12 protein-coding genes are annotated in these 14,874 nt (G+C 61.9%); 6 read left to right on the top strand and 6 right to left on the bottom strand.

Annotation, left to right across the window (positions count from 1 at the left end; translation table 11 throughout):
• Positions 1 to 4 precede the first annotated feature (4 nt).
• Positions 5 to 448 carry a carboxypeptidase regulatory-like domain-containing protein gene (locus tag N436_RS10930; protein WP_110741008.1) on the bottom strand — a complete coding sequence of 148 codons (444 nt, stop codon included), beginning with the start codon at positions 446 to 448 and terminating at the stop codon, positions 5 to 7.
• Between the two features lie 133 nt (positions 449 to 581).
• Positions 582 to 1,451, bottom strand: coding sequence for a LysR family transcriptional regulator (locus N436_RS10925; RefSeq protein WP_060499365.1), 870 nt, complete (start codon positions 1,449 to 1,451; stop codon positions 582 to 584).
• A gap of 106 nt (positions 1,452 to 1,557) precedes the next feature.
• Between N436_RS10925 and N436_RS10920 the strand changes: the two genes are divergently transcribed.
• Positions 1,558 to 2,943 carry an aldehyde dehydrogenase family protein gene (locus N436_RS10920; protein WP_105948119.1) on the top strand — a complete coding sequence of 462 codons (1,386 nt, stop codon included), beginning with the start codon at positions 1,558 to 1,560 and terminating at the stop codon, positions 2,941 to 2,943.
• 136 nt (positions 2,944 to 3,079) lie between these two features.
• Here the strand turns inward: N436_RS10920 and N436_RS10915 are convergent, their stop codons facing one another.
• On the bottom strand, positions 3,080 to 4,990 hold the full coding sequence (locus N436_RS10915; protein WP_110741007.1) for an AAA family ATPase: 1,911 nt from the start codon (positions 4,988 to 4,990) through the stop codon (positions 3,080 to 3,082).
• Between the two features lie 59 nt (positions 4,991 to 5,049).
• Positions 5,050 to 5,949, bottom strand: coding sequence for a helix-turn-helix domain-containing protein (locus N436_RS10910; protein ID WP_105948117.1), 900 nt, complete (start codon positions 5,947 to 5,949; stop codon positions 5,050 to 5,052).
• Between the two features lie 183 nt (positions 5,950 to 6,132).
• On the opposite strand from N436_RS10910, the gene N436_RS10905 reads away from it, so the two are divergent.
• The 4 genes from N436_RS10905 to N436_RS10890 all read left to right on the top strand — a co-directional run bounded on the left by N436_RS10905 (position 6,133) and on the right by N436_RS10890 (position 10,768).
• Positions 6,133 to 7,491, top strand: a complete 1,359-nt coding sequence (locus tag N436_RS10905) for a glutamine synthetase family protein (RefSeq protein ID WP_016715275.1) — start codon at positions 6,133 to 6,135, stop codon at positions 7,489 to 7,491.
• Between the two features lie 67 nt (positions 7,492 to 7,558).
• A complete protein-coding gene (locus N436_RS10900) occupies positions 7,559 to 8,647 on the top strand; it encodes a polyamine ABC transporter substrate-binding protein (RefSeq protein ID WP_105948116.1) in 1,089 nt (362 codons plus the stop codon).
• Between the two features lie 13 nt (positions 8,648 to 8,660).
• Complete coding sequence (locus N436_RS10895; protein WP_110741006.1) at positions 8,661 to 9,956, top strand: FAD-binding oxidoreductase; 1,296 nt, start codon at positions 8,661 to 8,663, stop codon at positions 9,954 to 9,956.
• 134 nt (positions 9,957 to 10,090) lie between these two features.
• On the top strand, positions 10,091 to 10,768 hold the full coding sequence (locus N436_RS10890; protein ID WP_105948112.1) for a DUF3313 domain-containing protein: 678 nt from the start codon (positions 10,091 to 10,093) through the stop codon (positions 10,766 to 10,768).
• A gap of 40 nt (positions 10,769 to 10,808) precedes the next feature.
• Here N436_RS10890 and N436_RS10885 read toward each other — a convergent pair whose 3' ends face one another.
• Positions 10,809 to 12,185 (bottom strand): L-serine ammonia-lyase, encoded by a 1,377-nt coding sequence (locus N436_RS10885; protein WP_110741005.1) that lies wholly within the window; start codon positions 12,183 to 12,185, stop codon positions 10,809 to 10,811.
• A gap of 146 nt (positions 12,186 to 12,331) precedes the next feature.
• Here N436_RS10885 and N436_RS10880 point away from each other — a divergent pair, with 146 nt between their 5' ends.
• Positions 12,332 to 13,273: a LysR substrate-binding domain-containing protein gene (locus N436_RS10880; protein WP_105948110.1), complete on the top strand. Its 942-nt coding sequence runs from the start codon at positions 12,332 to 12,334 to the stop codon at positions 13,271 to 13,273.
• Between the two features lie 157 nt (positions 13,274 to 13,430).
• Here N436_RS10880 and N436_RS10875 read toward each other — a convergent pair whose 3' ends face one another.
• A complete protein-coding gene (locus N436_RS10875) occupies positions 13,431 to 14,852 on the bottom strand; it encodes an undecaprenyl-phosphate glucose phosphotransferase (protein WP_105948109.1) in 1,422 nt (473 codons plus the stop codon).
• Positions 14,853 to 14,874 lie beyond the last annotated feature (22 nt).

Below are 14,874 nucleotides of genomic sequence, written 5' to 3'. Positions count from 1 at the left end.
TCCATTAACGCCAGTTAAGGCTCACCGTCGTAGGGGCCTTTCCGTTAACAGTCACCATTTGCTGCACTGTCTGCCCTTGAGCGTTACCGGTGACTTTGTATTTGCCAGGCGGCAACTGCACATACAGCAGCGGCCCGGCATCCATGACGCTGAGCACGGGCTGCCCCTGAGCGCTCTGGATATCGACATTGGCACCGCTCTGGAACTTGCCTTCCGGCCCCGTAGAAAGCTCTACATGCAAGTCGTAACCTGGGGTCTTGCGCAGGGCGTTGGCCTCATCCTGGCCGATGCCTCCCTGGAGAAAGCGCACGCCGTTCTGTTCCTGTGGTTGTAACTGAACGGCCTGCATATCGATGGGGGCATTGAGGTTGGCGGCGGCTGCCAAGGTCCATGGCAGGGCCAAGGCGACCAGCAGCGCCGCACCGAGGGCATAGTGATGGTTACGCATGGTACGACCCTCCTTTAGAGGATGGCTTACCTAGTATCTGATCCTTCAGGCGTACCGGTGTTCGTGCCGATGTGTGGTTACCGTCGTGATATTCGGCACTAACGCATGAAGCGAACATAAATTTATATGAATATCAGGATGTTGTGCGTGCTTCTTCAAGCAGCTTCACAAACATGCTCAAGCTGCGCGATACCGTGCCCCGCCGCCACACCAGCCAGGTTTTCAGGTAGCGGAAATCCTCCGACATCGGCCACGCACTGACGGTGCTGCACCCGGGCATATTGTCGAGCATGCTGCGCGGCATCATGGCCAGGCCTGCGCCAGCGCTGACGCAGGCCAGCATGCCGTGGTAAGACTCCATCTCGTGGATCTTGCCCGGCACCGCCTGGTCCTGCACGAACCAGTTTTCAAAGTGATGGCGGTAGGAGCAGTTGGCGCGGAAGGCGTAGATGCTCTCCCCGTTCACGTCCTGTGCACGGGTGACCGGGGCATGGTTGAGCGGGGCGATCACCATCATCTCTTCCTCGAACACGGGCATGCCCTCCAGTGTCGGGTGCAGCACCGGGCCATCGACGAACGCTGCCACCAGGCGACCCGACAACACGCCTTCCAGCATCGTGCCCGAAGGGCCGGTAGACAGGTCCAGATCGACCTTGGGATAGCGCTGGTTGTAGGCCGCCAGCAGCGCGGGGATGCGCACGGCCGCGGTGCTTTCCAGTGAGCCCAGGGCGAAGGTGCCCTGCGGGTCTTCACCGGCCACGGTCAACCGCGCCTCGTGAACCAGGTCGAGAATGCGCCGGGTGTATTCGAGAAAATTCCAACCGGCAGGCGACAGGCGCAGGCGGCTCTTTTCGCGAATGAACAGTTCAACGCCGAGGTCTTCCTCCAGTTGCTTGATGCGCGTGGTCAGGTTCGACGGCACCCGATGGATGTGCTGCGCGGCGGCACTGATGCTGCCCTGCTCTGCCACGGCCTTGAAGATCTCCAGTTGCACCAGGTCCACAGCCTTTCTCCAAACGTGAATGTTTCGCTCATTATTATTCAGTTTTCATTAAAGCCATAGCCCACTAGTCTGGCGTCACTGATTAACAACAACGAGAGTGTCCGCCATGAGCGCGATCAGCAGCCTGACCCACGCCATCTCCCTCGACCCGTACAGCGGCGAGCAGATCGGCGCCTACCCGTTCGACACCGACGCCGCACTGGAAGCGGCGCTGCAACGTGCCAAGGTTGGCTACCGCCAGTGGCGCCAAGTGTCGCTGGGTCAGCGCAGCGAGTACCTGCTCGCCCTCGCCAGCACCCTCGAAGCCAAGGCCGAAGCCTTCGCCCAGATGATCAGCCGCGAAATCGGCAAGCCAGTCGCCCAGGCCCGTGGCGAAGTCAGCAAGTGCGTTGGCCTGTGCCGTTGGTACGCCGAGCACGGCCCGGCCATGCTCGCGCCGGAGCCGACCCAGGTTGAAAAAGCCCGTATCGAATACCGCCCGCTTGGCCCGATCCTGGCCGTGATGCCCTGGAACTTCCCAGTCTGGCAGGTATTGCGCGGCGCCGTGCCGGCGATCCTGGCGGGTAACACGTACGTACTCAAGCATGCGCCGAACGTGATGGGCAGCGCCTACCTGCTGGGCGAGCTGTTCAAGGATGCCGGGCTGCCAGAGGGCGTGTTCGAAGTGCTGAACGTGACCCCGGATGGCGTCACCCGCGCCATCAACGACACGCGCATTGCCGCCGTGACCCTGACCGGCAGCGTACGTGCCGGCATGGCGATCGGTGCCCAGGCCGGTGCCGCGCTGAAGAAGTGCGTGCTGGAGCTGGGTGGCTCCGACCCGTTCATCGTGTTGGCCGACGCCGACCTGGATGCCGCCGTCAAGGCTGCGGTCATCGGCCGCTACCAGAACACCGGCCAGGTCTGCGCGGCAGCCAAGCGCCTGATCGTCGAAGAAAGCATCGTTGACGAATTCACCCGCAAGTTCGTTGAAGCCACCCGTGAACTGAAAGTGGGCAACCCACTGGAAGACGACACCTACATTGGCCCGATGGCCCGTTACGACCTGCGCGATGAGCTGGACGGCCAGGTGCAAGCGACCCTCGCCGAAGGCGCCACCCTGCTGCTGGGCGGCAACAAGGTCGAGGGCGTGGCCAACTTCTACGCGCCGACCGTGTTCGCCAACGTCACGCCGGAGATGACGGCGTTCAAGCAGGAGCTGTTCGGACCGGTGGCCGCAATCATCACTGCCCGTGATGCCGACCATGCGGTGGAGCTGGCCAACGATAGCGAGTTCGGCCTGGCCGCAACCATCTACACCGCCGACTATGCGCTGGCCGAGCGCATGACCGCAGCACTGGATACCGGTGGCGTGTTCATCAACGGTTACTGCGCTTCCGACCCCCGTGTGGCGTTTGGCGGCGTGAAGAAGAGCGGTTTCGGGCGTGAGCTGTCGCACTTTGGTGTGCGCGAGTTCACCAATGCCCAGACGGTCTGGCTGGACCGCAACTGATTTTGTAAATGGGGGCTGCTTTGCAGCCCATCGCCGGCAAGCCAGCTCCCACTTCGACCGCATCAGGCTCAGGTCGTATACAGTCCCTGTGGGAGCTGGCTTGCCGGCGATGGGCCGCACAGCGGCCCCAAAGGCCTCAATCCCGAACCTGATCCTTGACCCAGTCCAGCATCCCTCCCGGTACGATCAACTCATGCCGCGCCCGCGAACAGGCGGTGTACAAGCCCGCCAGCATCCGCGCCCGCTCATTGCGGTTGCCCGCCACCTGAGGCGCCACCATCAGCTCCGGCGACACCATCACCCGGGCGAATTCCATGTTCTTCACGTCCCTTACCCGCCCCAGGAACAACTTGGGTGCCTTGTCCCAACGGTAACGGCTCTTGGCCTTGGCAAAGTGCTCCGGCGTGTAGCCCTTGCGCAGCATGTTGGCCACGGCAACGAAGGCCTTGTCATCGCCCTTGTCCTGCTCCAACGCCTGCCAGCTGGCATAGCGGAACAGCATCGGATGCCGGGGCCGCGTGCCGTAACGGTACAACTCGATGCAGTCTTCGACGAACAATTCGAAGTCCTTGCGCGCGCTTTTGAGCAGCACGAACGGCACGCCCTGGTGTGTCAGACGCTGGAACCAGCCAAACAGGCCCCATTCGTCATCGACGATCAGCGCCGTGGGTTGTTCCGGCACCGTCACGGCATCGAAGAAACTGACCCGCGTGTAGTGCTCGGCACTGCCACTGAAAGCGGCCTGAATCGCGGCCGGGTGCGCCTGAATCAACGGGTTCAGCACGTTGTCCATCGCCGGCCCGGCACGCAGCGAATGGTCGATGCAGCGCTGGCGAATGAAGCTTCCATGGTGTGGGCTAAGGCCATTGAGGTTCTGCAGCTCGTCCCCCAGCGCAATGATCGACTGCGGGCTGCGATCAAGCACGGCAAGCATCGGTGCCGACAGCTCGTGGGCCTCGTCGACGATGACGTGGGTGTAGCGGCTGTCGATCACATAGTCGGTCAGCGACAGCAGCTTTACCCGGTGGTAGTCGCGCACCGGTAGCTGGATTTCTCGTGCCGATGGGCGAATCAGTTCCTGCCAGTACGACCTCGCCTTTTCCAGCAGCACCTCCTGGTCCAGCGGCGAGGTGCCCGGACCGGCCCATGGCAAATGGTGCAATTGCAGCCGGGTGTCGGCACTGTGGCAGAACGTGCGCACGGCGCGCACGCACAAGGCAACCACATCGCGTGCGGCAACCGGGCCGATGTCGGGAATGGACAGCCAGCGCACCACCTGCGCGTCCTGCGGGCGCCACGACAGCTTGGTACGGTACGGGTCGCGCAAGCGCCAGCCATTGCTGGTGAGGTCGCGGTTCAGCAGCTCGTCTGCCAGCTGGCCGAAGGTCATCGCGGTGTAGGCGGCAGCGTCCTTCACCCGCGCCTGCAGGGCGCGCAACTGGCCCTCGGTCAGTGCCAGCAGCAACGTGCGCTGTGGCTCCAGCAGCCGGGCGAACTGGTGAATCAGGAAGGTCTTGCCGGTGCCGGCGAAGCCCTGCACGGCCACCGACTCGTCTATGCCACTGAGAAACTCGCGCAGCAGGCGGTTTTGCTGATCGCTGAGCATCAGGTCACTGGCCAGGGACGGCAAGTACACCGGGTGCAGCGGTGTGGCCCGCTGGCGGTAGGTGTCGGCGAACTGGAAGCTCCACTGGCCTTCGGCATCCAGCAGCTCGTCTACGGTGTACTCCACCTCGGCCGACAACAGGGCAATGCCGTTTTCACCCAGCATGCCAAGGCCCATGGCAAAGGCTTCGCGATCGAAGTGCTGCGCCACCTGGCCCTGGAAACGCCCGGGCGCAGCGCTTTCGACTTCGTTGGCGATGCGCACGATTTCGGCGAAACGGCGCTCTTGTGCGTCGGCCGATGCGGTGCCGGGCTGGCGTGGGAGGTTTTGCACGAACAGCACTGCGGCGGCGTCGAGCACGCTGGCAGTGGTGAAAAATTCGGTGTTGAGTTCGCTGGCGAGGCGGTCGGCCTGGTCGCTGGGCAAAGGCAGGTAAAACATCGGTACCTCGGGTGGAAACAGGGCGGCACGATAGCAACTTTCAGTAGGGAATGCTGGGTTTAACCCCTGCCCCGCTTCAACGTCTCGCTGGGAAACTCCTTGAACAACTGTTTGTAACTCTCTGAAAACCTTCCCAAATGCCAGAATGACCAGCGCATCGCTACTTCGGCGACCGTCACGCCACCACCGCGCAACAAGTCGCGCCGCGCACCGTTCAGCCTGCGCAACCGCAGCCACTGCGCCGGTGGCATGCCGGTAAATGCCTTGAACGCCTGCTGCAACTGGCGCAGGGAAACCCCGGCAACCCCTGCCAACTCCACCAGGTTCAGCGTCTCTTCCGGGCAGTCGGCTGCCCATTCGCTGACCCGGCGCATGATCGCCCGCTCTTCGTCACGGCGCCCCAGCGCCACACCCTGCAAGCGTTGGCAGGCATTGTCGAGTATGAACAGGCAGTCCTCCAGCAATTGCTCCGCGAGGGCCTGCCCTTGCAGCGGGCAATCCGCCTCGCCAAGGCGCGTCAGCGTGGCGCTCAGCCAGCTACCGAACAAGGCATTCTGCCCGCTGCCCAACGGCACCATGAACAAACCTTCGAGGCGCTGTGGGTCCAGCCCGTGCCGGGCCAGAAAGGCCTGGTCGAACACCACCGCCACTTCCTGGTAGTTCTCCGGCGTGATCCAGATATTGCGGCTTTGCTCGTTCAGCAGGTACAGGCTGTTCTCGCTGCGGTCGAAGCAGAACGCCAACGAACCGCTCGGCGCGCGGAAAAACTGTTCCACCCGGGTATTCAGCCGCTCTTCGTACACCTCCACACCATCGAGCCCCAGGCAACGCAGCTCACCACTGAAATGCCCGGGTGACATCTGCCGATACTGTTGCTGCCAGCCAGGGGTGGCGCGCACTTGCTCGGTAACGTCGGTGGTATGAAAAGCCTGGACCTGCAACGCATTGGCGGTTGTCACGCATTGTCCTGTATGCACTCTTTTGGTGCATTCGTTACTGAAGAAAGTGGATAGATTGCCCCGGGGGGCTGCGACCAAGATAGTCTCCAGCGCGTCACCTGGGAAGCGTGATGCCCCGGAAACCCTGCGACGGCTTTCTCGGGCTTACACGTTCCCACACTAAAACCCAACCAAGAGGTCTGTATGAACGCCCCCTTCGATCAGCTGTACACCTGGCTGAAAGAACACCGCATCACCGAAGTCGAATGCGTGATCAGCGACTTGACCGGCATTGCCCGTGGCAAGATCGCGCCCACCGCCAAGTTCCTCCACGAACGTGGCATGCGCCTGCCAGAAAGCGTGCTGCTGCAGACGGTCACCGGCGACTACGTTGACGATGACATCTACTACAACCTGCTCGACGCCGCCGACATCGACATGGTCTGCCGCCCCGACCCGAGCGCTGTGTACCAGATCCCGTGGGCGATCGAGCCGACTGCGATCGTGATCCACGACACCTTCGACAAACAAGGCAACCCCATTGAGCTGTCGCCGCGCAACGTGCTGAAGAAGGTGCTCAAGCTGTACGCCGACAAAGGCTGGCAGCCGATCGTCGCACCGGAAATGGAGTTTTACCTGACCAAGCGCTGCGAAGACCCGGACTTGCCGCTGCAGGTACCGCTGGGGCGCTCTGGCCGTGCCGAAAGCGGCCGTCAGTCGTTCTCGATCGATGCCGCCAACGAATTCGACCCGCTGTTCGAAGACGTCTACGACTGGTGCGAGATCCAGGGCCTGGACCTGGATACGCTGATTCACGAAGACGGCCCGGCGCAGATGGAGATCAACTTCCGCCACGGAGACGCGCTGGACCTGGCCGACCAGATCACCGTGTTCAAGCGCACCATGCGTGAGGCAGCCCTCAAGCACAACGTCGCCGCTACCTTCATGGCCAAGCCGATCACCGACGAGCCGGGCAGCGCCATGCACCTGCACCAAAGCGTGGTGGACATCGCCACCGGCAAGCCGATTTTCGCCAATGAAGACGGCAGCATGAGCCCGCTGTTCCTGCACCACATCGGCGGCTTGCAGAAGTACATCCCCAAGCTGCTGCCGATGTTCGCGCCCAACGTCAACTCGTTCCGCCGCTTCCTGCCGGACACCTCGGCACCGGTCAACGTCGAGTGGGGCGAAGAAAACCGCACCGCGGGCTTGCGTGTACCCACGTCCAGCCCCGAGGCGATGCGCGTGGAAAACCGCCTGCCGGGTGCGGATGCCAACCCGTACCTGGCGATTGCCGCCAGCCTGCTGTGCGGCTACCTGGGCATGGTCGAGCAAATCGACCCCAGCGCGCCGGTACAAGGCCGTGCCTACGAACGGCGCAACCTGCGCTTGCCGATCACCATCGAGGATGCGCTGCAGCACATGGAAGACTGCGAAACCGTGCAGCAGTACCTGGGCAAGCAGTTCGTCCAGGGCTACGTGGCGGTCAAGCGGGCCGAGCACGAGAACTACAAGCGCGTGATCAGCTCGTGGGAGCGCGAGTTCCTGATGCTCAGCGTTTGACCCACCTTGGGGGGCTTAAAGCCCCCCCTGCACCGAACTCGAAGAACAAGACCTACGAGGTGTCCCCATGCGTCATCTGCAAGCCCTGATACCTGCTGCATTCACCCTGCTGTTCGCCACCACCACCCACGCCACCCCTTCGGTCAGCGTGTACAACTGGACCGACTACATTGGTGACACCACCCTGGCCGATTTTCAGGCCAGCAGCGGGATCAAGGTGGTGTATGACGTGTTTGACTCCAACGAAACCCTCGAAGGCAAACTGCTGGCCGGGCGCACCGGTTATGACGTGGTAGTGCCGTCGAACCACTTCCTCGCCCGCCAGGCCCAGGCCGGTGCTTTCCTGCCGCTGGACCGCAGCAAGCTGCCGAACTGGCAGCACCTGGACCCAAAGCTGCTCAAGCAGCTTGAACAGAACGACCCCGGTAACCAGTACGCCGTGCCGTACCTGTGGGGTACCAATGGCATCGGCTACAACGTCGACAAGGTCAAGGCGGCACTGGGCGTGGACCATATCGACTCGTGGGCGGTGCTGTTCGAGCCGGAAAACCTGAAAAAGCTCAAACAGTGCGGCGTGGCCTTCATGGACTCGCCCGATGAACTGTTCCCGGCTGTCCTCAATTACCTGGGCATGGACCCGCGCAGCGAAAAGCCGGCCGACTACGCCAAGGCCGAAGCCCGCCTGCTGGAGCTGCGCCCCTATATCACCTACTTCCATTCATCCAAATACGTCTCCGACCTGGCCAATGGCGATGTCTGCGTGGCCTTCGGCTACTCCGGCGACGTGTTCCAGGCCGCCAACCGTGCCGTGGAAGCGAAGAACGGCGTGAAAGTGGCCTACAGCATTCCCAAGGAAGGCAGCAACCTGTGGTTCGACCTGCTGGCCATCCCCAAGGACGCCAGCAACCCCGAGCAGGCCCTGGCATTCATCAACTACCTGCTCGATCCCAAGGTGATCGCCAAGGTCAGCGCAACCGTCGGCTATGCCAATGCCAACCCGGACGCCAAGGCCTACATGGATGCATCGCTGGTCAACAACCCAGAGATCTACCCACCCCAGGACGTGCTGGACAAACTGTACATCTCCAGCACCCCGAGCCCGAAGATCATGCGTGTCATGACCCGCTCCTGGAGCAAGATCAAGTCCAACCGCTGAGTCGAGAACGCCCATGTCTTTCAATACTCAACACGCCGCTTCGTACTACGCCGCCACGGCGCGCGATGCGGCACCCTACCCCAGCCTGGACGGCGAACTGACGGCTGACGTGTGCGTGGTCGGCGGCGGGCTGACCGGGGTCAATACCGCCCTGGAGCTGGCCGAGCGTGGCCTTTCGGTGGTGCTGCTGGAAGGCCGGCGCATCGGCTGGGGCGCCAGTGGGCGCAATGGCGGCCAGCTGATTCGCGGTATTGGCCATGATGTCAGCGGTTTCGCCCGGCATGTTGGCCAGGACGGCGTGCGTTACCTGAAACAGGCCGGCATCGATTCGGTGGCGCTGGTGGCCGAGCGTATCGCCCGCTACGGTATTGCCTGCGACCTGCGTTGGGGTTTCTGCGAACTGGCCAATACACCGGCCCAGTTCGCTGCCTTCAAGGATGAACAGGACGACCTCGCTGCGCTGGGTTATCGCCATGCAACACGCCTGGTCGGTGCCGGGCAGTTGAACGAGATTGTCGCCAGCGACCAGTACGCCGGCGGTCTGGTCGACATGGGCTCGGGCCACTTGCACCCGCTCGACCTGGTGCAGGGCGAAGCCCGTGCCGCGAACGGCCTGGGTGTGCGCATTTTCGAGCAAAGCCCGGTATTGCGCATCGAGCACGGGCCTTGCGTCACCCTGCACACGGCTCGCGGCAAGGTGCGGGCCAGTAGCCTGGTGCTCGGCTGCAACGCCCACCTCGACGAGCTGGAGCCACGCCTGAGCGGCAAGGTACTGCCAGCCGGCAGTTACGTGGTGGCCACCGAACCATTGCCCGAAGCACTGGCCAGCAGCCTGATTCCGCAGAACATGGCGCTGTGCGACCAGAAGGTCGGCCTGGACTACTACCGCCTCACCGCCGACCGCCGCCTGCTGTTTGGCGGCGCCTGCCACTATTCCGGGCGCGACCCCAAGGACATCGCGGCCTATATGCGGCCCAAGGTGCTGAAGGTGTTCCCCCAGCTGGCCAATGTACGCATCGATTTTCAGTGGGGCGGCATGATCGGCATCACCGCCAACCGCTTCCCCCAGGTTGGGCGCCTGAGCCAGCACCCGAATGTGTACTACGCCCAAGGCTACTCCGGGCATGGGCTGAACGTGACGCACTGGACGGCGAAACTGCTGGCCGAAAGTATCGCCCTCGGCCATAGCCATGGCCTGGATGTGTTCAGCGCCGTGCCACACCTGACCTTCCCCGGCGGCAAAGCACTGCGCTCGCCGCTGCTGGCACTGGGCATGCTGTGGTACCGGTTGCGCGAAGCGTTGGGGTGAGTCCAGCACATGAATTGCGGCGCCAGACAGACCAGGCACCGCAATTCATCGTCCAGATTGAACGCCCCCACTGGCCAACTGTCGCGCACCTGCTAGCGTTGTTCTGGCCGACCTCTCATGGATGCACCTCCATCATGAAATCACTGCCTCGCATTACCCTGTTGTGCGCCGCGCTGCTTGCCGTGGCCGCCTGCTCCAGCAAAAGCGTGGACCCCAAGGACTATTCCGGCTTCCTCAAGGATTACAGCCGCCTGCAGGAAGCCAAGAGCCCTTCGGGTGACCCGGTGATGCGCTGGATCGACCCCAACGTTAACGTCAACCAGTACAGTCAGGTGTTCATCGAGCCCAGCCAGTTCTACCCCAAGCCACAGCCAACGGCGGTGATTTCGCAGCAGACGCTGCAAGAAATCACGCGTTACTTCAATGAAGCCTTGCGCCGTGAAATGGGCAGCGTGATGCCGCTGGCCAAGGGGCCAGGCCCGGGAGTGATCGTGGTGCGCCCTGCCATTACAGCGGTGTCGACCAGCAACGAAGGCCTGAAGCCTTACGAAGTCATCCCTATCGCACTGATTTCGGCAGGCGTGAACACTGCCATGGGGGGCCGTGATCAGGAAGTGGATGTCGGCGTGGAGGCAGCGTTCCTTGATGGTGCCAGCCAGAAGGTGCTGGCCCAGGTGGTGCGCAAAGGCACGGGGCAGGAACTGGAGAACGATACCCAGAAGCTGACCTTGAATGACGTAAAGCCAGTGCTGGATGGTTGGGCGAAGGACATGCGTGCCAGCTTCCTGGCAGCGAAGCAGAAGGCTCGTTAAGTTTAGGGCCGCTTTGCGGCCCTACTCCTGATCTAGCCTGTTAGCACTCTACGAATGCAACCGCCAAACCCCCGCGCGAGGTTTCCTTGTAGTTGGCGTGCATGTCCGCCCCGGTATCACGCATGGTGCGGATTACCCGGTCAAGTGAGATGAAGTGCTCGCCATCTCCACGCAACGCCATCTGTACGGCATTGATCGCCTTTACCGCAGCAATCGCATTGCGCTCGATGCACGGTACCTGCACCAGGCCACCGACCGGGTCGCAGGTCAGCCCGAGGTTGTGCTCCAGCGCAATCTCGGCGGCGTTCTCAAGTTGTGGCGGTGTTGCACCCAGCACTTGCGCCAGGCCGGCAGCGGCCATCGAACACGCTGAGCCCACCTCGCCCTGGCAACCGACTTCGGCCCCTGAAATCGACGCGTTTTTCTTGCACAAAATACCGACCGCTGCGGCGCCGAGCAGGAAGTCCACCACATCCGCGTCGTTGGCACTGGGGTTGAACTTCATATAGTAGTGCAGCACCGCCGGGATAATACCGGCCGCACCGTTGGTTGGTGCAGTGACCATACGCCCACCGGCAGCATTCTCTTCATTGACCGCCAGGGCGAACAGGTTCACCCACTCCATGGCGCTGAGGGTCGAGCCAATCACGTTGGGCTTGCCCAGTTCCTGCAAGCTGCGGTGCAGCCGCGCGGCGCGGCGTTTGACGTGCAGCCCACCCGGCAGGATGCCTTCGTTGCGCAGGCCGTTCTGAACGCACTCCTGCATGGCCGCCCAGATACGCAGCAAACCTTCACGCACTTCGGCTTCCGGGCGCCAGGCGCGTTCGTTGGCCATCATCAGTTGCGCAACGCTCAAACCGTGGGTTTTGCACAAGGCCAGCAGCTGGGCCGCACTGTCGAACTCATACGGCAGGATCACTGCGTTGCTTTCGGCGGCAGGGGCATCGATTTCGGCCTGCTCGACGATAAACCCACCGCCCACTGAATAGTAGGTCTGGCACAGCAGGCTGCCCTGCCCGTCCAGCGCCTCCAGGCTCATGGCATTGGGGTGATAAGGCAGGTTTTCGTCGAGCAGCAACATGTCACGGCCATACTCGAAGGCCAGCGGGTGGCTGCCATCCAATATCAGGCAATGCTCCTGCAGCACCTGGCTGATACGCGAATCGATGGTGGCCGGGTCGATCCGGTCTGGCCATTGGCCCATCAGGCCCAGCAGGCAGGCGCGATCGGTGGCATGGCCAACCCCGGTAGCCGACAGCGAGCCATACAACCGCACTTCAACGCGCGTTACCCGCGTCAGCACCCCCTGCTCACGCAGGGCCTGGGCGAACGTCGCTGCTGCCCGCATCGGGCCGACGGTGTGAGAGCTGGACGGCCCGATGCCGATTTTGAAAAGGTCGAAAACACTGATAGCCATGCTAATGCCTGACCGTACCCTGAGATGAATCCACGGCACGGTTATCTGAAGAAATTGAGCGGTATTGCGATTTTGCGCGATACTGACGCGCTCATTCACGAATGACCAACGAATCTTTCTAAGCAAGGCTTTAGTGGTACTAAATGATGCGACGACAACTCAATGGTCAGGTGTTTGTCTGGCTGCATGTATTCGCCTGCGCAGCCCGGCACCTGTCCTTCACCCGCTGCGCCGAAGAGCTGCACATTACCCCAGGTGCTGTCAGCCAGCAGATGCGCCAGCTGGAAGAACGCCTGGGTTACCGGCTGTTCCTGCGTCGGGCACGCGGTGTGGAGCTGAGTGCCGAAGGGCAACGCCTGGCCCAGACGGTGGCAGAAGCCTACGGCAGCATCGAGGCCGAATTGTTGCGCCTGGATGCCGGTGAAATCCGCGGCACCTTGCGCGTGCGCTCGATCCCGTCTTTTTTGGCCAAATGGCTCACCCCGCGCCTGCCGCGTTTTCAGCAGCGTTACCCGGACATCGAGCTGCGCCTGGTGGCCGAGGACAGTGCCCAGGCATTGACCCCAGGCGATTTCGACCTGGCTATCGACCTGAACGATGGCAGCTACCCTGGCATGCTCTCGACACCGCTGCTGGACGAGCAGATCTTTCCGGTGTGCTCACCTACCCTGCTACGCGGGCGCCCGCCGCTGCATGGGCCGGCGGACCTCGCGCACTACCCGCTGCTGCACGACATCACGGCGTGGCGTGGCAGTTCGGAGTATGCGGAGTGGGAGTTCTACCTGGAGGGTATTGGCGCCGCCGGCCTGGATGTGCGGCGTGGGCACACCTTCAACCGCAACCACCTGACCATCGAAGCGGCCATCGCCGGTATCGGCGTAGCGATCGCCCGCCGCACACTGTTGAATGACGAGCTGGAGCGCGGCGCATTGATCGTGCCGTTCGGCGTGCCGATCGCCAACCACAAACGCTACGTGGTGCATTACCCGCCAGGCGGGTTGAACCAGCCTGGGGCCCGGGCGGTGCATGACTGGCTGGTGGCGGAAGCGCGGGGGTTCCGGGAATTGCACCCGCTGAACAAGGAATAGCCAGCCTGTACACGGACGGTGTAGGAGCGGCCTTGTGTCGCGAAAGGGCTGCGAAGCAGCCCCGGCGATTTCTGCAGTTGTGCAAATATCTGGGGCCGCTTCGCGCCCCATCGCGACACAAGGCCGCTCCTACAGGGATCTCGCCAGCTTTCAATAACTAGTAAGCCTGCTTGCCGGTAAAGGCATTAAGGGTGCGAACCAGAATCACGAAGTCCAGCCACAGCGACCAGTTGTTGATGTACTCGATGTCCGAGTCCACCCGCTGGATCATCTGCTCGATATCCTTGGTCTCTCCCCTGAAACCACGTACCTGGGCCAGGCCGGTCATGCCGGGCTTGATGTTGTGGCGGGCAAAGTAATCAACGATGTCCTGGGAATACAAAGTGTCATGCTGCAGCGCATGCGGTCGCGGCCCGACCAGCGACATTTCCCCGGTCAGCACATTGAACAGCTGTGGCAATTCATCCAGGCTGGTGCGACGAATGAAGGCGCCAATCCGGGTAAGCCGCGGGTCATTCTTCTGTGCCTGCTTGACCACACCACCTTCGGGCTGGTGGACATGCATGCTCCTGAATTTCCAGATCCGGAACGATTCCCCGGTCCAGCCCGTGCGTTCCTGGCGGAAGAACACCGGCCCGGGGCTGGTGAGTTTGATGGCCAGCGCAACCGTCAGCAATACAGGCGAAGCGCACAGTAGAATGACTGCAGCCAGCACCCTGTCCTCAAGGTTTTTCAGGAAAAGGCTCATGCCCGTCAGTGGCGTTTCCGACAAGGTCAGCACAGGAATCCCGGCAATTTCACGCACACTGTGGTTGATAAGGCGCAACGAAAAGATATCCGGCACCCAGTTCACCGCGATGCACTTGTCGAGCAGCTTGAAGTACACATCGTTGATGACCTCGGAGCCACCGAGCGGCGTAACCAGGTAAACGGTGCGTATACCATGCTGGGCGACGATTTCATCCAGGTCTGCAATGTGCCCCAGCACAGGCAGGCGCTGCTTGCCCTCGCCGTTGTCACGCCCCTGCCCGTCGCCCTTGCCGAGCAGTACGCACCCCAATACCCGTTCACCAAACCAGGGGTTGTTGCTGATTTTCTGATAAAGAAAATTCGCCAGGTCGCCGTCGCCGATAATCAGTGCGTTATCCAGGCGCGCATGGGCGGTAAACCGCTTTTGCAGTTCACGTACGGCAAAGTGCAGGAACAACTGCGCGATGTAGCCAATGATGAACAACTGCACCACCAACAACCGCGAGTACGTTTCACTCTGCTTGGTCAGGAAGGCCATGACCACGAGAAAACAGAACGTTGCCGACCAGGCCTTGAACAGGCGGAAGGCTTTGATCGAAAGCCCGACATTGGTGCGGTAGATCGCATAATGGTCGTAAATGACGGCCAGTGCGCCAATCAGCAACAGCAGCATGATTACATAATCGGAGGTAATGTAACCAAACTGGTCGTAGATGAGATACCAGGCAATACCGGTGACTGCAATGCCATCGAGCCCTGCCTGAATGGCGTTACTTACGCTGCTTCTTCTTTGGAGTAAGGAACGACTGCTTCTGGGTTCGAAAACCATTTCAGACCTCATCTGTGTGAGC

It is taken from the genome of Pseudomonas sp. RV120224-01b (assembly GCF_003208145.1).
Classification (GTDB): domain Bacteria; phylum Pseudomonadota; class Gammaproteobacteria; order Pseudomonadales; family Pseudomonadaceae; genus Aquipseudomonas; species Aquipseudomonas monteilii.
This window is presented reverse-complemented; position numbering and strand designations above follow the sequence as displayed.